The sequence below is a fragment of the Nocardia sp. NPDC006630 genome (assembly GCF_040611495.1).
GTDB lineage: Bacteria > Actinomycetota > Actinomycetes > Mycobacteriales > Mycobacteriaceae > Nocardia.
On sequence record NZ_JBEXOK010000004.1, the window covers coordinates 508585 to 530952 of the forward strand.

The 22368-nt window shown below is 66.3% G+C and carries 20 protein-coding genes; 15 read left to right on the plus strand and 5 right to left on the minus strand.

The window, feature by feature from the left end; genetic code table 11:
• Nucleotides 1-174 precede the first annotated feature (174 nt).
• Nucleotides 175-1146: a DNA polymerase III subunit delta gene (gene holA / locus ABZX86_RS14105; protein WP_355123448.1), complete on the plus strand. Its 972-nt coding sequence runs from the start codon at nucleotides 175-177 to the stop codon at nucleotides 1144-1146.
• Here the strand turns inward: holA and ABZX86_RS14110 are convergent.
• The gene (locus ABZX86_RS14110; RefSeq protein WP_355123450.1) at nucleotides 1143-1871 is read right to left on the minus strand and encodes a hypothetical protein; all 729 of its coding nucleotides are present in this window, start codon (nucleotides 1869-1871) and stop codon (nucleotides 1143-1145) included. The two genes, holA and ABZX86_RS14110, sit on opposite strands and share 4 nt — an antisense overlap.
• A 248-nt stretch (nucleotides 1872-2119) precedes the next feature.
• Nucleotides 2120-2383 carry a 30S ribosomal protein S20 gene (rpsT, locus tag ABZX86_RS14115; RefSeq protein ID WP_327144554.1) on the minus strand — a complete coding sequence of 88 codons (264 nt, stop codon included), beginning with the start codon at nucleotides 2381-2383 and terminating at the stop codon, nucleotides 2120-2122.
• A gap of 338 nt (nucleotides 2384-2721) precedes the next feature.
• Between rpsT and ABZX86_RS14120 the strand changes: the two genes are divergently transcribed.
• From ABZX86_RS14120 to ABZX86_RS14135, 4 genes are all read left to right on the plus strand, one after another.
• On the plus strand, nucleotides 2722-4224 hold the full coding sequence (locus ABZX86_RS14120) for a circularly permuted type 2 ATP-grasp protein (protein ID WP_355123836.1): 1503 nt from the start codon (nucleotides 2722-2724) through the stop codon (nucleotides 4222-4224).
• Nucleotides 4225-4271: 47 nt separating this feature from the next.
• Nucleotides 4272-5240: an alpha-E domain-containing protein gene (locus tag ABZX86_RS14125; RefSeq protein ID WP_355123452.1), complete on the plus strand. Its 969-nt coding sequence runs from the start codon at nucleotides 4272-4274 to the stop codon at nucleotides 5238-5240.
• Complete coding sequence (locus tag ABZX86_RS14130; protein WP_355123454.1) at nucleotides 5237-6079, plus strand: transglutaminase family protein; 843 nt, start codon at nucleotides 5237-5239, stop codon at nucleotides 6077-6079. Before ABZX86_RS14125 ends, ABZX86_RS14130 begins: the two co-directional genes overlap by 4 nt.
• A gap of 63 nt (nucleotides 6080-6142) precedes the next feature.
• Nucleotides 6143-6922 (plus strand): aquaporin, encoded by a 780-nt coding sequence (locus ABZX86_RS14135; protein ID WP_355123456.1) that lies wholly within the window; start codon nucleotides 6143-6145, stop codon nucleotides 6920-6922.
• Nucleotides 6923-6994: 72 nt separating this feature from the next.
• Here the strand turns inward: ABZX86_RS14135 and ABZX86_RS14140 are convergent, their stop codons facing one another.
• Nucleotides 6995-7573, minus strand: a complete 579-nt coding sequence (locus tag ABZX86_RS14140; protein WP_355123458.1) for a type II toxin-antitoxin system PemK/MazF family toxin — start codon at nucleotides 7571-7573, stop codon at nucleotides 6995-6997.
• 156 nt (nucleotides 7574-7729) lie between these two features.
• Between ABZX86_RS14140 and lepA the strand changes: the two genes are divergently transcribed.
• The 3 genes from lepA to ABZX86_RS14155 all read left to right on the plus strand — a co-directional run bounded on the left by lepA (nucleotide 7730) and on the right by ABZX86_RS14155 (nucleotide 13977).
• The gene (gene lepA, locus ABZX86_RS14145) at nucleotides 7730-9583 is read left to right on the plus strand and encodes a translation elongation factor 4 (protein ID WP_355123460.1); all 1854 of its coding nucleotides are present in this window, start codon (nucleotides 7730-7732) and stop codon (nucleotides 9581-9583) included.
• 327 nt (nucleotides 9584-9910) lie between these two features.
• On the plus strand, nucleotides 9911-12166 hold the full coding sequence (locus ABZX86_RS14150; protein ID WP_355123462.1) for a hypothetical protein: 2256 nt from the start codon (nucleotides 9911-9913) through the stop codon (nucleotides 12164-12166).
• A complete protein-coding gene (locus ABZX86_RS14155; RefSeq protein WP_355123464.1) occupies nucleotides 12163-13977 on the plus strand; it encodes a hypothetical protein in 1815 nt (604 codons plus the stop codon). Before ABZX86_RS14150 ends, ABZX86_RS14155 begins: the two co-directional genes overlap by 4 nt.
• A 261-nt stretch (nucleotides 13978-14238) precedes the next feature.
• Here ABZX86_RS14155 and ABZX86_RS14160 read toward each other — a convergent pair whose 3' ends face one another.
• Nucleotides 14239-16299 carry a glycoside hydrolase family 15 protein gene (locus ABZX86_RS14160; protein WP_355123466.1) on the minus strand — a complete coding sequence of 687 codons (2061 nt, stop codon included), beginning with the start codon at nucleotides 16297-16299 and terminating at the stop codon, nucleotides 14239-14241.
• A gap of 57 nt (nucleotides 16300-16356) precedes the next feature.
• On the opposite strand from ABZX86_RS14160, the gene ABZX86_RS14165 reads away from it, so the two are divergent.
• Together ABZX86_RS14165 and ABZX86_RS14170 are read left to right on the plus strand one after the other, a co-directional pair.
• Complete coding sequence (locus ABZX86_RS14165; RefSeq protein ID WP_327144565.1) at nucleotides 16357-16593, plus strand: hypothetical protein; 237 nt, start codon at nucleotides 16357-16359, stop codon at nucleotides 16591-16593.
• A 168-nt stretch (nucleotides 16594-16761) separates the two neighbouring features.
• Nucleotides 16762-17019, plus strand: coding sequence for a hypothetical protein (locus ABZX86_RS14170; protein WP_355123468.1), 258 nt, complete (start codon nucleotides 16762-16764; stop codon nucleotides 17017-17019).
• Nucleotides 17020-17059: 40 nt separating this feature from the next.
• On the opposite strand, the gene ABZX86_RS14175 is transcribed toward ABZX86_RS14170, so the two are convergent.
• Nucleotides 17060-18115: a M48 family metallopeptidase gene (locus ABZX86_RS14175; RefSeq protein WP_355123470.1), complete on the minus strand. Its 1056-nt coding sequence runs from the start codon at nucleotides 18113-18115 to the stop codon at nucleotides 17060-17062.
• 84 nt (nucleotides 18116-18199) lie between these two features.
• On the opposite strand from ABZX86_RS14175, the gene ABZX86_RS14180 reads away from it, so the two are divergent.
• From ABZX86_RS14180 to ABZX86_RS14200, 5 genes are all read left to right on the plus strand, one after another.
• Nucleotides 18200-18289, plus strand: coding sequence for an Ms4533A family Cys-rich leader peptide (locus tag ABZX86_RS14180; RefSeq protein WP_327144567.1), 90 nt, complete (start codon nucleotides 18200-18202; stop codon nucleotides 18287-18289).
• 187 nt (nucleotides 18290-18476) lie between these two features.
• On the plus strand, nucleotides 18477-19523 hold the full coding sequence (locus tag ABZX86_RS14185) for a sulfate ABC transporter substrate-binding protein (protein WP_355123472.1): 1047 nt from the start codon (nucleotides 18477-18479) through the stop codon (nucleotides 19521-19523).
• 35 nt (nucleotides 19524-19558) lie between these two features.
• Nucleotides 19559-20443, plus strand: a complete 885-nt coding sequence (gene cysT / locus ABZX86_RS14190) for a sulfate ABC transporter permease subunit CysT (protein WP_355123474.1) — start codon at nucleotides 19559-19561, stop codon at nucleotides 20441-20443.
• Nucleotides 20440-21249, plus strand: a complete 810-nt coding sequence (gene cysW / locus ABZX86_RS14195; RefSeq protein ID WP_327144571.1) for a sulfate ABC transporter permease subunit CysW — start codon at nucleotides 20440-20442, stop codon at nucleotides 21247-21249. Before cysT ends, cysW begins: the two co-directional genes overlap by 4 nt.
• Complete coding sequence (locus ABZX86_RS14200; RefSeq protein ID WP_355123476.1) at nucleotides 21246-22283, plus strand: sulfate ABC transporter ATP-binding protein; 1038 nt, start codon at nucleotides 21246-21248, stop codon at nucleotides 22281-22283. Before cysW ends, ABZX86_RS14200 begins: the two co-directional genes overlap by 4 nt.
• Nucleotides 22284-22368 lie beyond the last annotated feature (85 nt).

A 22368-nucleotide genomic window follows, 5' to 3' on the forward strand; every position in this document is an offset into this window, starting at 1 on the left:
CGCCTCGTCCGATTGGGGGCGCTGGGTCCAGAGTTGGGGGTGGGCGGTGGCTTGGCCCAGTCGGGTGGTGACTTGGCCCAGTCGGGTGGTGGTTCGGCAGGATTGGGATGGGACTCGGAGCGCGGTGGTGTGACGGGTGCGGGAGTTGTCGGGGCGGGCTCGTAGGATCGGGGCGTGAGCCAACGACCCGCACCACTGCATCTTGTGCTCGGCGATGAGGAACTGCTGATCGAGCGGGCGGTATCGACGATTGCCGCGCAGGCGCGGGCCGCTTCCGAGAATCCGGATTCCATGCCGGTGGATCGGTTGCGGGCCGGCGATGCCAGCACCCCGGAACTCGCTGAGCTGCTGAGCCCGTCGCTGTTCGCCGAGGAGCGGGTGATCGTGCTGGAGTCGGCGGCCGAGGCCGGTAAGGATGCGGTGGCGGTGGTCCTGGACGCCGCCGCCTCACCCCCGGAGGGTGCGGTGCTGGTGGTGGTACACACCGGTGGCGGTCGCGCCAAGGCCATGGTTCCCGCACTGCAGAAACTGGGCGCGGTGGTGCATCAGGCCGCCAAGCTGACCAAGGCGGGCGAGCGAGTCGAGTTCGTGCGCAATGAATTCCGCGCCGCGAATGTGCGCGTCTCATCCGATGTCGTCCAGGCGATCATCGAATCGGTCGGTTCCGAACTGCGCGAATTGGCCGCGGCCACTTCCCAATTGGCCGCCGACACCGGCGGCAAGATCGATGTGGCCGCCGTGCACCGCTACTACTCGGGCAAGGCCGAGGTGACCGGTTTCGACGTGGCCGACCTCGCCGTCTCCGGCGATCGTCCGGCCGCCATGGAGGCATTGCGCTGGGCCACCGACCGCGGTGTCCCCGCGGTCCTACTGGCGGATGCCCTGGCCGATTCCGTGCACACCATCGCCCGCGTCGGCTCCGCGGGCCGCGGTGATCCGTTCAAACTCGCGGGCGATCTCGGCATGGCGCCGTGGAAGGTCAAGAAGGCGCAAGCTCAGGCCCGCGGCTGGACCGGCGTCACCATCGGTGCGGCCCTGCAGATCGTCGCGGGCCTGAACGCCGACGTCAAAGGTGGTGCAGCCGATACCAACTACGCCCTCGAACACGCGCTGGCCCGCATTCTCGACCTCCGCGAATCCGCCTAGCTGTCCGGCGACCAGGTGATTTTGCCGCCGCTGAAGTCCTGGGCCTTGCCGCCCTTGTAGTCGTATTCGTCGCCGGTCGGGTAGCCGTAGCGCCCGTTCTCGGCGCCGTTGCGGACCCACTCGTCGCGAATGGCGCCCCAGGTGATGTGCGTGCCGGCCTTCTGCGAGGAGTAGATGGCGCCGCCCTCGAACATCATGTAGCGGGCATCGCCCTTATTGGTATTGGCCTCATCGGAGATGGGGAAGCCCAGCGGGCTGTTCTCCCAGCCGACGGCCGCGTACTTGTCGCGAATGGTGCCGTTGATCATGTGGGTGCCGGACCCGATCGACCAGTAGATCGACCCGCCCTGGAAGTGCTGGAAACGGCCGGGCTTACCGGTCGCGCCCTCATCGACGGTCGGGTACTTCAGCACCCCGGACTCGGAGCCCAGCGCGCGCCACTTGTCGCGGATCGCGCCGCCGATCGAATGCGCATCGGTCGCCGGTGTCCAGTAGATGGAGATGCTGTTGGTGAAGTCCTGCTTCTTACCGCCGGCCGCGGCATCGCTCTCCGGACTCGTCGGATCGCCGAACATGCCCGGCCCCCCGGCCTGGTCGTACTCGACCTCGATCGCCCCGCCCACATCGAACGGCCCGATCGGCCGCGCGGCGGCCGTACCGCTCATACCGACAGCGGCAACCCCGAGCCCGGTCGTCAGCGCGACCGCGACCGCTCCGGCGGCCACAGCACCACGGTTCCAAGACGATTTCAAGCGGCGTACCGATGACAAGAGAACTCCCAACGCAGGTGGTATCGAATGCCCCCCGACAGTCGCAGCCATCCTCCCGGGAACCGCCCGACTCAGCAAGTTCCCAGAGCAAATGTCACACCTACAACAAAAACCGCCGTGGTCGTCAAAGCCACGGCGGCTGTTCGAAGCGATATTTGCCCGATATGTATACCGGGGTTGTCAGCTGACCTTGTAGAAGGAAATCAGCCGAGCTTGTTGACGGCCAGCGACAGCGCCGACTTCTTGTTGGCGGCCTGGTTGGCGTGGATGACGCCCTTCGAGGCAGCCTTGTCGAGGCTCTTGCTCGCGGACTGCAGCAGCTCGATCGCCTTGTCCTTCTCGCCCGCAGCAGCGGCCTCGCGGAACTTGCGGATCGAGGTACGCAGCGCGGACTTGACCGACTGGTTACGCAGACGCGCATCCTCGTTGGTGCGGATCCGCTTCATCTGGGACTTGATGTTGGCCACGCGTGTTTCCTCGTGTTCCTTCGTTTGGTGGTTTATGCGGGAAGCAAAGTCTCCGGGCGCACTACGCAGTCGTAGCGCAGCACCGACGAACGAGGTTACCAGGCAACGACTCGGGCATGAAATCGACCCCGTTCGCAATGGGGCTGATGCGAGAAATTTACCCCGGTCCAACTGCGTGTTGCTCCTGCGTGATGGACCATTTTGGCATGACCCCCGCTGCAGCCGCACGATCGGCCGCGGCCGCTCACCATTCGAACGGCCGTGTCGAGACCGACGATGCGGCGGTGGGTGTCTTCGCGGGATACCGGCCCGGCCGCTACGCCCAGGCTTATGACGAAATGTTCGATCCCACGGGACGGGCGCGCGCTCCCTACAAGGGCATCTATGCCGCCCTGGCCACCATCGACGCATCCGATCTGGCGGCCAGGGCCGAGGCGCTGGCCCGTGCCTTCGTGGACCAGGGCATCACCTTCTCGCTGTCCGGTCAGGAGCGGCCGTTCCCGCTCGATCTGGTACCTCGGGTAATAGCCGCCACCGAATGGACCAAACTCGAGCGCGGCATCAAACAGCGCGTGCGGGCGCTCGAGGCGTTTCTGGCCGATGTATACGGCGAGCAGACCATCCTGCGCGATCAGGTCATCCCCAAGCGGCTCGTCACCTCGTGCGCGCATTTCCACCGCGAGGCCACCGGCCTGGTGCCGCCCAACGGTGTGCGCATTCACGTCGCCGGCATCGATGTGGTCCGCGATGAGCACGGCGATTTCCGTGTGCTGGAAGACAATCTGCGTTCCCCGTCCGGGGTGTCGTATGTGATGGAGAACCGCCGCACCATGGCGCGGGTGTTCCCCGATCTGTTCGCGTCCCACCGGGTGCGGGCCGTCGGCGACTATCCCAGCCATCTGCTGCGCGCCCTGCGCGCGGCCGCCGCGCCCAATGAGGCCGATCCGACCGTGGTGGTGCTCACCCCCGGCGTCTACAACTCCGCCTACTTCGAACATTCGCTGCTGGCCCGCCAGATGGGCGTGGAATTGGTCGAGGGCCGAGACCTGTTCTGCCGTGACAGCACCGTCTATATGCGCACCACGGCGGGGGAGCGGCAGGTCGATGTCATCTACCGCCGCATCGACGACACCTTCCTCGATCCCATGCAGTTCCGGCCGGATTCGATGCTGGGCGTCGCGGGCGTGCTGAATGCGGCGCGCGCGGGCACGGTGGTGCTGGCCAATGCGGTCGGCAACGGCGTCGGCGACGACAAGCTCGTCTACACCTATGTGCCCGCGTTCATCGAGTACTACCTGGGCGAGAAACCGATTCTGCCCAATGTGGATTCATATCGCTGCTGGGAACCGGACGAGCGCGACGAGGTGCTCGACCGGGTCGCCGAACTGGTGGTGAAACCGGTGGAGGGCTCCGGCGGGTACGGCATTGTCATCGGCCCCGACGCCAGTCAGAAGGAATTGGATGCTGTGCGCCGCAAGGTGCGCGCCGATCCGCGCGGCTGGATCGCCCAGCCGGTGGTCCAATTGTCCACGGTGCCAAGCAAAATCGGTGGCCGACTGGCGCCCCGGCATGTGGATCTGCGCCCCTTCGCGGTCAATGACGGTGACGATATCTGGGTATTGCCGGGCGGTTTGACCCGTGTCGCGCTGCCCGACGGTTCCCTGGTGGTGAATTCCAGCCAGGGCGGCGGCAGTAAGGACACCTGGGTCCTGGCCCCGAGAACCTCTGTGGAAGAGCGCGAACTGGCCGGCACCCAGCTGGTGAGCGAACAGCACATCTCGCGTGATCGTGAGCAGTCGCGAGAACCCTCGCCCACTCGGGCAAGTCAACAACAGCAATAGCAACGGCGCTGCTGAGCAGGTGAAGTAATACGTTAGGCGGTCGAATTATGCTGGCGCGCAATGCCGAATCTCTTTTCTGGATCGGTCGTTACGTCGAACGCGCCGAGTACACGGCGCGCATCCTGGATGTGGCGGTGCATCAATTGCTCGAGGAGGCGACGGTCGACCCGGATCGAACATCCCGGGTGCTGTTGCGGGTACTCGGCATCGAATCTCCCGAAGAGGAACTCGATGTGTGGTCGGTGACCGAGCTGGTCGCCTTCGGCCGGGAGCATGACGGCTCCATTGTCGATTCCGTCAGCCGGGCCCGCGAGAATGCCCGGGGCGCAAGGGAAGTCGCCTCGACCGAAATGTGGGAATGTCTCAATTCCACCTATAACGGCCTGGCCGCGGCCGAACGAGCCGCGCGGGCGCTCGGCCCGCACGAGTTCTGCCACTACATCACCGACCGCGCGGCCATGTTCGCCGGACTCTCCGATTCGACGCTGAGCCGCGACGACGGCTACCGCTTCCTGCTCCTGGGCCGTTCCATCGAGCGCGTCGATATGACTGTGCGCCTGCTGCTTTCGCGCGCCGGAGACCGCACCTCCTCCCCGGCCTGGGTGACCGTGCTGCGGTCCGCCGGTGCGCACGATCCGTATCTGCGCACCCAGCGCGGTGTGCTCGATGCCAATCAGATCGCCGAATTCATTCTGCTGGACCGGCTTTTCCCGCGTTCGGTGTTCCATTCCCTGCGGGTCGCGGAAACCTGTCTGCAGGAACTGGATCAGCGCCCCAACAGCCGATTCGCGGCCCGGCAGGAAGCTCATCGACTACTCGGCCGGGCCCGCAGCGAACTGGAGTTCCTGCCGGCCACGGTACTGCTCGAGGATCTACCGGCGCGGCTGCTGTGGTTGCAGGAGACCTGCCGGGAGGTCGGGGAAGCAGTGGCGCTGCAGTACTTCCACGCCGAAACCTGGGTGGCCTGGACCGGTCTGCACGGCCGTAACGGCGTCCTGGTGGAGGAGACGATATGAGCTGGCGGATGCGGGTGGTGCACACCACCGGTTATGTGTACGACGCGCCGGTCTCCCGCTCGTTCAACGAGGCGCGGCTCACCCCGCGCGCGGACAGCCGGCAGAACGTGATCCTGAACCGGGTGGAGACCGTGCCCTCGACGCGCTCCTTCCGTTACGTCGACTACTGGGGCACCGCGGTGAGCGCCTTCGATCTGCACGCTCCGCACAGCGAATTGGAGATCACCAGCGCGTCGGTGGTGGAGACCGAGCCGTTCGCGGGCCCCGCCGAGGAGCTGTCCTGGGAGGAGCTGCGCGGCGACGACATAGTCGACCGATTCGACGAATTGCTCTCGCCCACCGAGTATGTCCCGCGCGAGCGCCGGCTGTCCCCGATCGCGCGGCAGCTCTCGCGCGGCGTTCCGCCCGCCAAAGCCGTTGTGCGCGCGGCGGAATGGGTTCATCAGGAAATGACTTATCTGGCCGGCAGCACCTCCGTGCACACCTCGGCCGTACAGGCTTTCGCGGAAAGACAAGGCGTATGCCAGGACTACGCGCACCTGACCCTGCTGCTGTTGCGGACCATGGGGATTCCCAGCCGATACGTCTCCGGCTATTTCCACCCCGATCCCGCTGCCGAAGTGGGCAATACCGTCGCCGGGCAGATGCACGCCTGGGTGGAGGCCTGGACGGGGCAGTGGTGGGGTTACGACCCGACCAACAATATCCCCGTCACGGAGCAACACGTTTCAGTTGGCGTCGGGCGTGATTACGCGGATGTGCCGCCTCTGAAAGGTATCTTCAGCGGGAGTGGCTCGACCGATCTCGAAGTCGTAGTGGAGATCACCAGGCTCGCATGACCGTAAGTCGGCAGGACACAGATGCTCTCCGCGGTAGGCGGGGACGATCCCGGAAGGTGGCTGATGTCTCCCACAGCTCAGGAAGTCGTCGAGGATCTAACCGAGTTACACGAGGTATCGCTGGCGCGCAAGCTGCTCGCCGAAACGTTCGGCACCTTCGTGCTGGTACTCGGTGGTGTCGGCACCGCGGTCATCGCGGGTGACCGGGTGGGTGCGCTCGGAGTCGCGCTGGCCTTCGGTTTGACCCTGCTGTTCCTGGTGTACGCCATCGGCCCGATCTCCGGCTGCCATGTGAATCCGGCGGTCACCGTCGGCCAGCTGCTGCTGGGCCGGGTCACGGCGGGCGTCGCCGCGGCCTACTGGGTGGCGCAGGTGATCGGCGGTCTGATCGGCGGTGCGGTGATCTACGCGATCGCCAAGAATCTGCCGTCCTACGACCGCGCCACCAATGGCCTCGGCGCCAACGGCTGGGGCGCGCACAGTCCCTCGAAGGTGGAGCTCGGCGGCATCGTCACCAATGGCTACGGCCTGGCCGCGACCATCACCGTGGAGATCATCCTCACCGGCCTGCTGGTGTTCGTGGTGCTGGCCTCCACCGATCAGCTCTCGGATGTGCCGCTGGCGGGTCTGTCGATCGGCTTCACGCTGGCCGTCATCCACCTGATCTCGATCCCGATCGACAACACCTCCGTGAACCCGGCGCGCAGCCTCGGTGTCGCCTTCTATCAGGACGGTGCGCTCGCGCAGGTGTGGGTCTTCCTGGTCTTCCCGCTGGTCGGCGGTGTACTCGGCGCCCTCGTCTACAGCGGCATCTTCGGTCGCTCTCGCAACCTGGTGAGCTGACGGCTCTTTCGTGATTCGAGTGCCCCGTTCCCATGGAGCGGGGCACTCGCTCTGTTCGGCGCCGGTGGTATTTCAGTGCCAGTGGTATTCGGCGCACAGCCGGTGCGCGACCCGGTCGAAGATCTTGCGGGGAACGATGGCGCCCTCGCGGCGGATGCCGTCCTCGGGGACATCGAGCACCCGATCCAGGCGCACCCAGCTCGGCCGGCCCTCGTGATCCCAGGCGCCGGGGCCGATGCCGACCCAATTGTGGTGGTGCTCATGGTCTTCGTTGGAGGAGAGCATCAGCCCCAGCAGCGTCCCGCGCTCGCGGCCGACGACCAGCACCGGCCGGTCCTTGCCATTGCTGGGGTCCTCCTCGTACGGCACCCAGGTCCAGACGATTTCGCCCGGATCGGCACGACCGTCCAATTGCGGGCTGTAGACGATCATGCGGGCGCGTTCCCCCGACGGCACCCCGGCCGAGGAGGTCGGCCGGACCGAGACCGGTGGTGCGGGCCGCGCGGCCACCGCGCGCAGGGCCCGGCCCCACATCGAGGAGTTCTGCATCCGCCCGAACAATTTGGGCGCCTGCTGCTTGACGATATGCGTGCCCTGCTCTTTTGCCACGATCCCCAACTGCTTCCCCAGAGCGTTCCACCTGCCGGCCATCTCGGCAGCCTAGTGGCGGATGTCCGGTTTCTCATCCGGGCCGGATTCGCCTGTGCTGAGCGGCGGTTCGCCGTCCGGGTGCTCCACTGGCGAGAGCGGTCCGGCGCGCACCGTAGACTTCGGGGTTGACATGCCGCTGTTTCGCCATGCCGAGGAGTGACTCCGATTAGCAGTTTCGCCGATACGACGTTCACCGATCCGTCCCGGATCAGGAACTTCTGCATCATCGCGCACATCGACCACGGGAAATCGACCCTGGCCGATCGCATGCTGCAGCTCACCGGGGTGGTCGACCCGCGGCAGATGCGCGCCCAGTATCTGGACCGCATGGATATCGAGCGTGAACGCGGTATCACCATCAAGGCCCAGAACGTGCGCCTGCCGTGGGTGGTCGATGGTGAGGAATTCGTCCTGCACCTCATCGACACGCCCGGTCACGTGGACTTCACCTACGAGGTGTCGCGTGCGCTCGAGGCCTGTGAGGGCGCGATTCTGCTGGTCGATGCCGCACAGGGGATCGAGGCGCAGACGCTCGCCAACCTGTATCTGGCCATGGACAAGGACCTCACGGTCATCCCGGTGCTGAACAAGATCGACCTGCCCGCCGCGGATCCGGACCGCTATGCCGCCGAGATCGCGCACATCGTCGGCTGTGAGCCCGACGACGTGCTGCGCGTCTCCGGCAAGACCGGCGTCGGCGTTGCCGAGCTGCTGAACAAGGTCATCGCCGAGATTCCGGCGCCGGTCGGCAAGGACGACGCACCCGCTCGCGCACTGATTTTCGACTCGGTCTACGACACCTACCGCGGCGTCATCACGTATGTGCGTGTGGTCGACGGCAGGCTGACCCCGCGTCAGAAGATCAAGATGATGTCCACCGGCGCCACCCACGAGCTGCTGGAGATCGGCATCGTCTCGCCCGAGCCCAAGCCCACCGTGGGCCTGGGCGTCGGCGAGGTCGGCTACCTGATCACCGGTGTGAAGGATGTGCGGCAGTCGAAGGTCGGCGACACCGTCACGACCATGCGCGACGGCGCGACCGAGCCGCTGACCGGTTACCGCGAACCGCGGCCGATGGTCTACTCCGGTCTGTACCCGGTCGACGGCTCCGATTACCCGGATCTGCGCGATGCCCTGGACAAATTGCAGCTCAACGATGCCGCGCTCACCTATGAGCCGGAAACGTCTGTGGCCCTTGGCTTCGGCTTCCGCTGCGGCTTCCTCGGACTGTTGCATATGGAGATCACCCGCGAGCGGCTCGAGCGCGAGTTCAATCTGGATCTGATCTCCACCGCGCCCAATGTGATCTACCGCGTGGTGCTGGAGGACGGTTCCGAACAGGTCGTCACCAACCCCTCGTACTGGCCCGAGGGCAAGGTCCGCGAGATCTACGAGCCCATCACCAAGTGCACGGTGATCGCGCCCAGCGAATTCATCGGCACCATCATGGAGCTGTGCCAGAACCGTCGCGGCGAGCTGCTCGGTATGGACTACCTGTCCGAGACCCGTGTCGAGATGCGGTACACGCTGCCGATGGCGGAGATCATCTTCGACTTCTTCGATTCGCTGAAGTCGCGCACCCGCGGTTACGCCTCGCTCGATTACGAGGAGGTCGGCGAGCAGGCGGCCGCTCTGGTCAAGGTCGACATCCTGCTGCAGGGTGAGGCGGTGGACGCATTCTCGGCCATCATGCACAAGGATTCGGCCCAGGCGTACGGCCACAAGATGACCAGCAAGCTGCGCGAGCTCATTCCGCGTCAGCAGTTCGAGGTGCCGATCCAGGCGGCCATCGGCTCGAAGGTCATCTCCCGCGAGAACATTCGCGCCATCCGCAAGGACGTGCTCGCCAAGTGCTACGGCGGTGACATCAGCCGTAAGCGCAAACTGCTGGAGAAGCAGAAGGAGGGCAAGAAGCGGATGAAGACCATCGGCCGCGTCGAGGTCCCGCAGGAAGCCTTCGTGGCGGCACTGTCCACCGATACGCCGTCGGACAGCAAGACCAAGAAGTAAAGCTCCCCCGCCTCCCCGAACCTTCAGCGCACAGCTGAGAGCCGTGGAATGGCGGTGCACGCGTGCCGGCGGTCGTGTGCCAACTCCATTTTGGACGTACCCGACGAGTTACCCGGCCCGCACGAAATCAGGAGTCCAGCTCGATTCACACAAAATCTGGGGCTTCCGTCCCGATATGTCGGATGACAAGCTATGTGTCGCACCACTGGCACACCAGCTTCTACCTGGTGGATGTGACAGACCGGGTATCCGGAAATAGGGTGTGAAACGAGTTGAGAACGGCGGTCCGCCACTGGCGGACCGCCGATCCTTGAGAGTGGAGCTTGTATGACGCGTGACCTGCCCTTCCACGACGCACCGGGTGTCGGCGGCGATGATGCGGGTGACGCCGCGTATCGGATTGCCGACGGGGTCGCGCGCGTGGCGAGGGCGGGCGCGTATGTCACCGGCGGAGCTCTGATCGCCTCGGCCGGCACCCGCGGGGGCGCCACCCCGGCGATCGATCACGACAGCCGCAATGTGGGCTGGTCGCAGGTCGATGATCCGCAGCCGGACGTGCCCAGCCCGACCCTCACCTTCCCGGATCTGACCATCGATCGCATGCCGCCCGCACACGGCGGTTACGGCGGCATCGCGCCGGTCGCGGCTCCGGACGATCACTTCGGCACCGATGCCGGGCTGCTGCCGTCGCATTTCGATGCCAGCTCCATGCCGGATCCGAGCATGGCGGGCTTCCACGGCGTGGGTCTGCCCGATACGGATCTGCCCGCCACCTTCACCTTGCCGTCCACCCACGACTACCAGCCGCAGTCCGGATTCGAGCTACCCGGCGACGGACAGTCCGCGGGCCTGCCTTTCGGGGCGCAGCCCGGTCTGCCTGCCGAGGATCAGCAGTTCCAGATTCCGGGCGGCTTCCATCTGCCGGACTTCGATGGACTGCACCTACCCGGGCTGAGTGACGACGGCTTCGCCACACACGGTTTCGACGGCCTGCACCTACCCGGGCTGCCCGGTGGCGGTTTCGGCCAACCGGGTGGTGGGTTCGGCCAGCCCGGCGGTGGTTTCGGGCCGCACGGCAGCGGCGCGGGCTTCGGTAGTGGCGAAGGTTTCGGAGAGGGTTCGCACCCGAGCATTTTCGACGGTATCGGCAATGGTCCCGTCGGGGTGTACGTGAGCACCGACTGGGCCGTCAATATGCACGTCGGACTCGACGGTGTGCAGTTCGAATCGGATTTGAAGGTCGATGTCGCGGTCGGCAATGTCGGCCACCAGCTCGATCAGTTCACTCAGGATATGGGACAGGGGATTTCGCATATCCCCGCCGGTCTGCCGGGCACGCCCGTCGACCCGAACAATCCGTTCGCCTCCGCCGCGGGACTGACCGGCGGTCCCGGCTCGGCCGCGAATCCCGCAGGCCAGCAGGCTAATTCGCAGGCAATCGGCGCAGCCGGTCCGGCGAATGGTTTGCCCGGTTCTCCGGTCGCTGGTGCTCCCGGCCTCGGCGCCGCCGGTACTCCCGGAGCCGCCGCCGGTGCCCCCGGGCTCGCTGCTCCCGCCGGTGCTCCCGTGTACAGCGCCCCGAGCGCCCCCGCCTTCGCTCCGGCCCCGGCTGCACCGATGCCCGCCGCTGCCGCCCCGATCGCCATCGCCCCGATCGCGCCCGTCGCGGCCGCGCCGGTCTTCCTGCCCCCCGTGGCTGTCGTGCAGCCGGTGGTCACCACGCCGCTGCAGACCACGATTCAGCCGGACGCCGCGACGCATCCGATCGCGAATCTCCTGACCACGCCCGGCCAGTCGCCGTTGACCGCCTCGGCGGCGAATGCCCCGGCCCTGTTCAACCACGCCGGTCCGGTGCTGCTCGCCTCGGGCGCGCACGGTGATTCCGAGCATCCGGTGAGCGCGATCGCCAAGCCGCTGCCGCTGACCACCGCGCCCGGTGGGTCGGTGCCGCAGATCAGTGTGCCCGCGAAGCCCGACCCGGTGCTCACCACGGCGCCCTCGGTCCCGCCGGTCACCAAGCTGCCCGGTATCGATCCGGTGACCAAGGTGCCGGTGCTGACCACGGCTCCCTCCGTGCCGACGACGCATGCGCCCGTCACGGTTGCCCCGGTCACGCCGGATCCGGACTCCGATACCACCACGCGCCCGCACTATCCGTCCGATGACAGCGACACCCACGGCACCGTCCCGCCGGTCACCGTGCCGAGCGATACCGATGCGGCGCCGACGCACCAGCCGCCGGTGACCAATCCGTCGCAGCCGACCGTGCCGACGACGCAACCGGATCTGCCGACACACGGTGGGCAGCCCAGCATTTCGCTGGATCCGGTGCCGGTCATGCCGAGCGTGGTGCAGCCGCCGACCACACAGCAGCATGTGCCGGATGTACCCAAACCGGTGAAACCCGCTGGGGACCCGATAGATTCGAGTCTGCACGTGATGCCGATCGCCGATGATTCCACGCTGCACTCGGTTTTCCTGATGCATGACGGCGGGCTCACGAGCGGGCTCATGCCGGCCGACACCTCCTTCGCCGATTCCCACTATCAGGTACACGGCCCGTTCGACCACACGCTGCTGTGAGCGGTGTCGAACGCCTTGTCGCAGTGAAGAATCCGGATGCGATGGCGCCGCTGCTCGGGCTGCTCGACGAGCTGCTGGAGCCCATCCATGCCGCGGGTCGCGCGGATCTGGCCGGTCGCCTCGGCATCGCGCGCGCCCGGCTCGCCGATCCTCGGGTGCGCCTGGTTGTGGTGGGCGAGTCCAAGAGCGGAATGAGCACGCTGGTCAACAGCCTGGTCGGGACGACGGTCAGCGCTACGGAGAATGCCGTCAGCGTGCCGGTGATCGCCGAGTACGGGCCGCAGTCCACGGCGACGCTGGTGCGGGTCGGTCCGGGCGGCACCACCGAACGACTGCCGATCGATCCGGGGAACGCGGTGTCCGCCATGGATGCCGAGGGTGTGATCCGGGCCGAATTCACCGAGCCGAGTCCACTGCTGGCGGAGGGTTTCGTGGTGCTGGACGCGCCCGGCTCGCCCGCCGACACCCCGGCCACCTGGTCGCTGCTGGCGGTCGCCGATGCGGTGCTCTATGTCGCGGACGCCGCCGCACCGTTCACCAGTGGGCAGATCGGGCAGCTGCAGCGCATTCAGCAGGTGTGCCCGACGGTGGTCTGCGTACTCAACAAGATCGATCAGTCGCCGCAGTGGCCGGAGGTGCAGCAGCACGATCGGCGGCTGCTGGATGCGGCCGGACTGGCCTTCGCCGTCGCGCCCGCTTCGGCGCGGCTGCACGAGCAGGCGATCGCCACCGGTGATCAGCAGGCGGATCTGGAATCCGGTGTGCCGCAACTGCTCGACCACCTGCGCAGCTATGTGCTCGGCAATGCCGACGCGGTGGCCGTCGATGCCGCGGTGCGCGATATCGGGCTGATCACCGACCATCTGGCGCTGGCCCTGCGGACCGAGGCCGAGACGCTGCGCGATCCGCGCCGCTACGGCGTGATCACCGAGCAGCTGCGGCGCACCCGCGAGGAGGCCGAGCAGCTGCGGCAGCGCAGCGCCAATTGGCAGGTCACCCTCGCCGACGGCGCGGGTGAGCTGATGGCCGATACCGAACACGATCTGCGGCACCGCCTACGCAGTCTGATCCGTGATGCCGAGGCCGACATCATGAAGCGTGATCCGGTGCGGCGCTGGCACGATTTCGGCGCCGATCTGGATGCCAAGATCTGTGAGGCGGTAGAGGAGAACTTCGTCATCGCGCACTACCGCTCGGTCGAGCTGGCCGAGCAGGTGGCCGCGAAGTTCCCCGACCGCGGTATTCCGACACCTGAACTGCGCCTGGACAATCCGGGTGAGGTGGGGGCGGTGCTGGAGCCGGTGACCTCGCTGGAAACGCTGGACAGCGCGAAAACGGCGGTGGCGCAGACGGCGCTGAACACGCTGCGCGGGTCCTACGGTGGCATCCTGATGGTCGGTCTGGCCACCAGCCTGCTGGGTATGTCCCTGGTCAACTGGTATTCGGCCGGTGCGGGTGTGCTGCTCGGCATCAATGCCCTGTGGGACGATCGCAAGAACCGCCGCCAGCGCCGCCAGTCCGAGGCCAAGGTCGCGGTGTCGCGCCTCATGGACGATGTGATCTTCCAGGTGAGCAAGGAATCGCGCTACCGCCTGCGGGCCGTGCAGCGCAATCTCCGCGACCATTTCACCGAAATCGCCAATGAGACACTGCGTTCGGTGGACGCCTCGCTGCGTGCCGCCGAGGAGGCCGCCGCCGTGCACTCCGGTCAGCGCCGCGAGCAGCGCCTCACCGAAATCGAAGCCGCCCTCGTCCGCCTGCACGACCTCCGCGAACGCGCCGACGCCCGCGGCGGAAACGCCGAGTACTAGTCGGGACCCGACCTCGTCATTCCCACGTAATCCGCTGGGCTGTAGTGGATCCCGGCCGAACAAGCACCGGAACGCCGAGCCACGAGGTCGGCCGAATCGCGAGGTCCTGCAGCCGGCGGGGTGGTGCGCGCTGGAGATCGGCAGGGGCGCGGCCTCGGCGGCGGGCGGGATGACGGCGAGCGGACTATCGGTTCGGGCGACGGTGTGGTCGCCCCCGCGGTTTCCGTGGGGGCGACCTGAAATCGTTTGCGAGCGAACGACTTACCGGCCGGGGTGGGCCGGGTGGAACTGGCCGGAGCTGTGTGACTCCTCGGCGCGGATCACGTGCATGACCGCATTGATCAGCGCCAGGTGGGTGAAGGCCTGCGGGAAGTTGCCGAGGTGCCGGCCGGTGCGGGTGTCGATTTCCTCGGCGTAGAGCTTGAGCGGGCTGGCGTAGCCGAGCAGGCGCTGGCAGAGCTGTTGTGCGCGTTGCAGTTCGCCGATTTCGACGAGCGCCGATACCAGCCAGAACGAGCAGATGGTGAAGGAGCCCTCCACGCCGATCAAGCCGTCGTCGGTGGTTTCGGTGCGGTACCGCAGCACGAGCCCGTTCTCGGTGAGCCGGTCGGCGATGGCCAGCACGGTGGCGCGCACGCGGTGATCGTCGGGCGGCAGGAAGCGCAGCAGCGGCACCAGCAGCAGCGAGGCGTCGAGGCTATCGCTGCCGTAGGTCTGGGTGAACACACCCTCGGCATTGACGCCGTTGTCGAGGATGTCCTGCCGGATCTCGTCGGCGATATCGTGCCACTTCTTGGCGTAGTCGAATTCGCTGTGCAGTTCGGCCAGTTTCGCGCCGCGATCGAGCGCGACCCAGCACATCACCTTGGACGAGGTGAAATGCTGCGGCTCGCCGCGCACCTCCCAGATGCCGCGATCGGGATTGCGCCAGTTCTCGATGGCGGCCTGCACCTGCCGTTCCAGCATGGGCCACAGCGTCTCCGGCACCTGCTGGCGCGACTTCACGTGCAGGTAGACCGAATCCAGAATCGTGCCCCAGATATCGTGCTGATCCTGGTTGTACGCGCCGTTGCCGATGCGCACCGGTTGGGCGCCGTCATAGCCGGACAGGTGCGGGAGTTCGGTCTCGGTGATCTCGCGTTCCCCGCCGATGCCGTAAAGCACCTGCAGCGGAAGGGCTCTGCCGTTTCCGTCGGTGGCGACATCGTGCAGGAAGGCGAAGAAGTCGTCGGCCTCCCGATCCAGGCCGAGGGTGTACAGACCCCACAGCGCGAAGCTGGAGTCCCGCACCCAGGTGTAGCGGTAGTCCCAATTGCGTTCCCCGCCAGGTGTTTCCGGGAGCGAGGTGGTGGCCGCCGCCAGTAGCGCACCGGTCGGCGCGTAGGTGAGCCCCTTCAGGGTGAGGGCACTGCGCTGCAGATATCCGCGCCACGGATGATCGGGGAAGCGCCCCAGGGTGATCCACTGCCGCCACGCCTCGGTGGTCTGCCACATCTTGTCCGCGGCGGCCTCGAAGGTCTTGGGCGGCGGCAGATCCGACCAGGACAGCGCCACGAAGATCTGATCGCCCTCCTTCATGCGGGTGCGGGCCCGAGCCTCCCGGCCCTCCAGGCCGAGACGCAGATCGGTGGTGATGGTCAGCGTCGGGCAGCTCTCGATATCGCAGGTGGCCGAGGCCTGTTCGTACACATCGCCGCTGTATTCCCAATTGGCCGCCTGCTGGTGGTAGTCGAAGGCCGGTTCGCAGCTCATCTCCAGTTCGACGACGCCGTTCACACACCGCACGGTGCGCAGCAGCATGTGCTCGGCATCCCAGTCCATCGGAGTGCGCCGATGACTGCGGCTGCGCGATCGATTGTTGTGCCAGGGACCCATGACCAGCGCATCGCGCACGATGATCCAGCCGGTCTCGGTCTGCCAGGTGGTCTCGACGATCAGCCCGCCGGGCAGATACCGGCGGGCGGCGGGCACATTGCGGCCGTAGGGGCCGAGCCGGAAGTGCCCGGCGCTGCGGTCCAGCGCGGCGCCGAAAATGCTGGGGGAGTCCGGCCGCGGGATGCACATCCACTCCACCGAGCCGTTGCGGGCGATGAGGCAGTTGGTCTCGCAGTCGGAGAGGAATGCGTAATCGTCGATCGGCGGGAAGTTCGAATAGTGCGCCTCACCGATGGCGGCCGGAACGTAGCCGTCCGAAAGCTGGGCGTCGGGCCGGTCGAGCGCATCCCGGGGCGGGCCGAGCGTCTCGGACTCGATATCGGCCGCACCGCTACTCAGCGGGCGGTCGTACGACTCCGGTTCGTCATAGGACTCCATAGTCACCATCTTCTGTCCTGTCGGCCCGAATCGTCCACCCGCAGGCTTTCGGCCTAGGCTGGTGTCGTGCATGCGATCGCAGGATGGTGGGACGGCGTCGAACTATGGGTGGCCGGCCTGCCCTTCGTCCCCCAATTCGCCGTGGTGCTGGCCGCCATGGTGCCGGTCTGTTTCGCCATTGCCTATGTGCTGGATCGAGTGCTGCGAGTTGCGCTGCGTGCGCTGGGCCGTGATCGAGTGGTCGCCCAGGAGGCCGCGGCGCCCGCCGCGCAGCCGCGTCGCATGCGTAAGGAAGCCGCCTGATGCCTCGTTCCCGTGTTCAGCTCGCTCTGTTCGCGCTGCTCGTTCTCGTCGTAATCGCTTGGCTCTGCACTCGCTGAAGAGTTCCATGCGTTGAGTTCGCCTGCTATTCATCGGGCGAATCGGACTTCAGACCCGCATTGTCGGATGCTGCGCGTACGCTGCTGCACCATGTCAACCGATGAAGGCTTGGAACTGGTGACGTTGCTGTCCGAAGAGGAGTTCGAAGAGGATGAGCCACGTCTGATCGCGACTCACTACACGGGCCCCGAAGAGGCGCTCGATATGGTGAAGGCGGCGCAGCTGCTGGGCCTGGGCGTCCGGCTCAGCAACCGCATCCGTCCCGACGAGGATGATGCCGAGAGTGCCACGGAGGAGTGGGTTCTCGACATTCTGGAGAACCCGCCCGTGGTCGAGGGCGACGAGTAACCGATCTGTACCGACGGCGAATAGCTACCCGGGCCGGTGGCTATTCGTCGTCCCGCTCCCGCCATTCGCTGAACCGTTTGCCGAGCTTCGAGACGGTCTCACCGACCTCCTGCCCGACGGTCCCCACCGCGGAGCCGACATCGCGGCCGAGATTGCGCACCGCGCGAATGAGCGGGTCTTCCGACTGATCGAAGTTCTGCCGGTAGGTGCGCGCCGCCTCCTTCACCTGATCGCTGATGCGGGCGTTCCTATCCTGCTCCCGCAGCGGGTAGCGGCCGTCCAGAATCCGGTCGTATTCACCGCTGGCGATCCAGCGCCGCAATTCGGCCGCCCGCAGCACCGAGAACGGGTGCGTCTGCAGTTCCAGATTCAGCAGTTTCAGCACCCCGTCGCGCAGATCCCCCGCGCGGTCGTAGGCATCGGCCTGCTCCAGGAAGGACGCATGGCTCATCTCGTCCACGCGGGAGCCGCCGGCGAGCTTCATATGCACTCGCACCGAGGCGTCCACATCCTGTCCGCACAGCAGTCCGGCCCGGTCGCCGGACAGTTCGGATTTGCGGCTCCATTCCATCAGCGCGGCGACGATGGCCCGTAATGCCCAGCCGCCTAACGGAATCCAGCCGACGCCGTCGGCCAGTCGCATGAGATGCATGAGCATGGTCCGGTACACCGCATGCCCGGACAGGGCGTGCCCGAGCTCGTGCCCGACCACGAAGCGCAGCTCCTCGGGATCGAGCAGATCCAGCAGTCCGGTGGTCAGGACGATGAAGGGCCGATCCATGCCGATGGTGAAGGCGTTCACCTCCGGGTCCTGCAGGACGAACATCTCGGGCGTGGTGCTCGCGTCCAGGATGCGTACGGCGTCCTCGCGCAGCTGGTGCACCTTCTTGAACTGCCGCTCGTCCACCCGCACCGCGGTCGCCAGATACATCAGCCGATACTGACGTTCGGCGAGCAGTCCGGAGAGAGCGCGCAGCAGCGTGTCGAAGCCCGACAGTGAGCGCAGGGTGACCAGTGCGGTGCGGTCGGCGGGATGTTCCCAGGTGCGGGTCGAAATGCCGGGAAAGGTCCGGCGGACCCGATCTGGAGCAGTCATGTATTTCCCCCGTGGGTATGTTCACAGTGATAGGCGGCCCGCTCCGTTTCCTGTGAGACGTTCCGCCCTGCTACAGTCTGCCCCGTGTCGTCGAGTGTTGTGCCCCAGGTCCGCCATGAATTGGCGTTGATCGCTGTGGGCTGCCTCGCGGTCGCGGACATCCTCTGTCGTTGATCGTCAACCGGGCACTACTGCACGTCTGAAGTAGACTGGCGCGCGTTCCTTTTCGCAGTCGTGTCCGATTCCCGACGGCCTTCGGGCTGTAGCGCCACCGTCGCACCCTCTTTGCGCGACGGGTCTACGGCAGTACCTTCCTTCACCTGCCCCCAGGTCCCCGGGGGTTTCTCGAAAGGTCCACCCGATGTCCAGCAGCTCCAGGCTCTCTCGCCGATCTCTCGTCGCAGTCGCATTGACCGCGGTCGCCGCCACGGTTCTCTCCGCGTGCGGCGGCGGCTCGAGCGACTCCACCGACAAGGGCGCGGTTGCCGACGGCAGTGGCGGCACCCTGAACCTCTACGCCTACTCGGTCCCGAAGCCCGGTTTCGACAATGAGATTCCGGCGTTCAACAAGACCGATGCCGGTAAGGGCGTGAAGTTCCAGCAGTCCTACGGCGCCTCGGGTGATCAGTCCCGCAAGGTCAAGGACGGCGCGGAGGCCGATATCGTCAACTTCTCCGTCGAGCCCGACATCACCCGCCTGGTGGATGCCGGCATCGTCGACGCGAGCTGGAATGCGGACGCCAACAAGGGAATTCCCTTCGGCTCGGTCGTCGTCATCGCGACCCGCAAGGGCAATCCCAAGGGCATCAAGGACTGGGACGACCTGCTGAAGCCGGGTGTCGAGGTTGTGACCCCCAACCCGTTCTCCTCGGGTTCGGCCAAGTGGAACCTGCTGGCCCCGTACGCCGCCAAGAGCGACGGCGGCAAGAACCCGCAGGCCGGTCTGGACTACCTGTCGCAGCTGATCACCAAGGATCATGTGAAGGTGCAGCCGAAGTCGGGCCGCGAAGCCACCGAGACCTTCCTGCAGGGCACCGGTGACGTGCTGCTGAGCTATGAGAGCGAAGCCCTCTTCTCCGAGCGCAACGGCGATCCGATCGAGCACTTCATCCCGCCGACCACGTTCAAGATCGAGAACCCGGTCGCGGTGACCAAGAACAGCAAGAACCAGGCCAAGGCCGTGGCGTTCCACGACTTCATGTTCACCCCGGACGGCCAGAAGGCGTTCGCCGCCGCCGGCCTGCGCCCGGTCGACCCGAAGGTGGCCGCCGACTTCGCCAAGGACTTCCCGGCCCCGCAGAAGTTGTGGACCATCGCGGACCTGGGCGGCTGGAAGGCTGTGGACAAGGATCTGTTCACTCCCAACACCGGCAGCGTCGCGGTTATCTACGACAAGGCCACCAAGTAGCCGGGTGACCTGGGACACAAGCGATACTCGATAGCGTGAGTGACAGCAGCACGAGCGCCGGGACCACCTCGGGTCCCGGCGTTTCGGTAGACAAGCAACCCAAGCCGGCCCGGTCCTGGCTTCGGGTGACCGGGTCCGTGGGCCCGTTCGGCATCGCCACCGCGGCGCTGTGGCTCAGCATTATCGTGCTGCTGCCGTTGGCGGCGCTGACCTACAACTCCTTCGGGAACGGCTGGTCCGGATTCTGGGACGCGGTGAGCGCGCCCGCGGCCATCGATTCGCTGAAGGTGACCATCTTCGTCTCGGTCATCGTGGCGCTCATCAATGTCTTCATGGGCACCCTCATCGCCTGGGTACTGGTGCGCGATGAGTTCCCCGGCAAATCGATCGTCAACGCGCTCATCGATCTGCCGTTCGCACTGCCCACCATCGTGGCCAGCATTGTGCTGCTGGCGCTGTACGGGCCGGAGAGCCCGATCGATATCCAGCTCAATGCCACGCAGCCGGGTCTGGTGGTGGCACTGGCCTTCGTGACGCTGCCGTTCGTGGTGCGTTCGGTGCAGCCGGTGCTCATGGAGGTGGACCGGGAGGTGGAGCAGGCGGCCGCGTCCCTGGGCGCGGACAACTGGACCACCTTCCGCAGCATTGTGCTGCCCACGCTGACCCCGGCCATCATCAGCGGCGGCGGCCTGGCCTTCGCCCGCGCCATCGGTGAGTACGGGTCCGTGGTGCTCATCGGCGGCAATATTCCGCGTGAAACGCAGATGACCTCGCAGTACATCCAGCAGCAGATCGAGGTGGATCGTCCGGTCAATGCGGCGGCGGTCTCCGTTGCGCTGCTGGTGATTTCGTTCGTGACCCTGCTGGTGCTGCGCTTCGCCGCCGACCGCACCGCCCGAAAGGAGCAGGAGGCCCGATGAAACTTGCTCCCTGGACCCGGATTTCGCTGCGCACGATCGTGCTGGTCTATCTGGCCGTACTGCTGATCCTGCCGCTGGGCATCATTCTCTGGCGCACCTTCGGGCACGGTGTCGGCGAATTCTTCACCTCCATCACCACGCCCGCCGCGGTATCGGCATTCAATCTCTCGATTCTCATCGTGGCGATCGTGGTGCCGCTGAACGTGGTGTTCGGGGTGCTGACCGCGCTCGCGCTGGTGCGCGGAAAGTTCCCCGGCCGCAACCTGATTCAGGGTCTGGTGGATCTGCCGTTCGCGGTGTCCCCGGTGGTGGTCGGCGTCTCGCTGATCATGCTGTGGGGTGTGAACGGCTGGTTCGGCGGGCTGGAACACCACGGTCTGAAGGTGATCTTCAATCTGCCGGGCATGGTGCTGGCCACCATCTTCGTGACGCTGCCCTTCGTGGTGCGCGAGGTGGAGCCGGTGCTGCACGAGATCGGCGACGACCAGGAGCAGGCCGCCGCGACCCTGGGCGCCTCGCGCTGGCAGACCTTCTGGCGGATCACGCTCCCGGCGATCCGCTGGGGTCTGACCTACGGCATCGTGCTGACCGTGGCGCGTGCGCTGGGCGAATTCGGCGCGGTCATCATGGTCTCCACCGCGCTGCCCGGTAAATCGCAGACGCTGACCCTGCTCGTCGAGGGCCGCTACACCAATGACCACAACACCTTCGGCGCGTACTGCGCGGCGACCCTGCTCATGGGTATCGCCCTGGTCGTCCTTCTGTTGATGACTCTCCTCGAACGGAAGCGGGGCACTGCCAAATGATCACCGTGACCAATGCCAACAAGCGCTACGGCACCTTCGCCGCGCTCGACGACGTCACCCTGGACATCCCGTCCGGCGAACTGACCGCGCTGCTCGGCCCATCCGGATCGGGTAAGTCGACGCTGCTGCGTTCGATCGCCGGTCTGGAATCGCTGGACGGCGGCATCGTCACCATCGCCGGAAAAGACGTGACCCGGGTGTCGCCGCAGAAGCGCGATATCGGATTCGTATTCCAGCATTACGCCGCGTTCAAGCACATGACCGTGCGGGACAATGTGGCCTTCGGCTTGAAGATTCGGAAGCGGCCGAAGCCGGAGATCAAGAAGAAGGTCGACGATCTGCTGGAGATCGTCGGGCTGGACGGCTTTCAGCATCGGTATCCGGCGCAGCTCTCGGGTGGTCAGCGGCAGCGTATGGCCCTGGCCCGCGCGCTCGCCGTGGACCCGCAGGTGCTGCTGCTGGACGAGCCTTTCGGCGCGCTCGATGCGAAAGTTCGTGCGGACCTGCGCACCTGGCTGCGCCGGCTGCACGAAGAAGTGCATGTCACCACCGTGCTGGTCACTCACGACCAGGAGGAAGCCCTGGATGTGGCCGACCGGATCGCGGTGATGAACAAGGGGCGGATCGAGCAGGTCGGGTCGCCGGAAGATGTATACGACCGTCCCGCAAACGATTTCGTCATGTCGTTCCTGGGTGCGGTGGCCAAGCTCAACGGGCATCTGGTGCGCCCGCACGATATTCGCGTGGGGCGCGATCCGAGCATGGCGCTGGCCGCGCACGAGGGTACGGCGTCCTCCGCCGGTGTCACCCGGGCCACGGTCGAGCGGATTGTCCACCTGGGCTTCGAGGTTCGGGTGGAACTGCGCAATGCGGCCACCGGTGATATTTTCACCGCCCAGGTGACCCGGGGTGACGCCGAGGCGCTGCATCTCGCCGAGGGTGAGACCGTCTACGCTCGCGCGACGCGAATTCCGGAGCTCCCGGTCTCCCGGATCGCGGAAGTCACGGACGTTCCGGAACTTCCGGTCGCATAGGCGCCGACACACCGCGTGCGGGGGTGCGAAGCTTTCGCATCGCTTTCCCTTTGCCCGCTGCTGGGCGAGGCTGGTAGGGCACCGG

Coding starts and splice junctions, on each gene's coding strand:
- ABZX86_RS14120 (WP_355123836.1), top strand. CDS start 2,722: ATGTTCGATCCCACGGGACGGGCGCGCGCTCCCTACAAGGGCATCTAT.
- ABZX86_RS14125 (WP_355123452.1), top strand. CDS start 4,272: ATGCTGGCGCGCAATGCCGAATCTCTTTTCTGGATCGGTCGTTACGTC.
- ABZX86_RS14130 (WP_355123454.1), top strand. CDS start 5,237: ATGAGCTGGCGGATGCGGGTGGTGCACACCACCGGTTATGTGTACGAC.
- ABZX86_RS14135 (WP_355123456.1), top strand. CDS start 6,143: ATGTCTCCCACAGCTCAGGAAGTCGTCGAGGATCTAACCGAGTTACAC.
- ABZX86_RS14140 (WP_355123458.1), bottom strand. CDS start 7,573: ATGGCCGGCAGGTGGAACGCTCTGGGGAAGCAGTTGGGGATCGTGGCA.
- ABZX86_RS14150 (WP_355123462.1), top strand. CDS start 9,911: ATGACGCGTGACCTGCCCTTCCACGACGCACCGGGTGTCGGCGGCGAT.
- ABZX86_RS14160 (WP_355123466.1), bottom strand. CDS start 16,299: ATGGTGACTATGGAGTCCTATGACGAACCGGAGTCGTACGACCGCCCG.
- ABZX86_RS14170 (WP_355123468.1), top strand. CDS start 16,762: ATGTCAACCGATGAAGGCTTGGAACTGGTGACGTTGCTGTCCGAAGAG.
- ABZX86_RS14175 (WP_355123470.1), bottom strand. CDS start 18,115: ATGACTGCTCCAGATCGGGTCCGCCGGACCTTTCCCGGCATTTCGACC.
- ABZX86_RS14185 (WP_355123472.1), top strand. CDS start 18,477: ATGTCCAGCAGCTCCAGGCTCTCTCGCCGATCTCTCGTCGCAGTCGCA.
- cysW (WP_327144571.1), top strand. CDS start 20,440: ATGAAACTTGCTCCCTGGACCCGGATTTCGCTGCGCACGATCGTGCTG.
- ABZX86_RS14200 (WP_355123476.1), top strand. CDS start 21,246: ATGATCACCGTGACCAATGCCAACAAGCGCTACGGCACCTTCGCCGCG.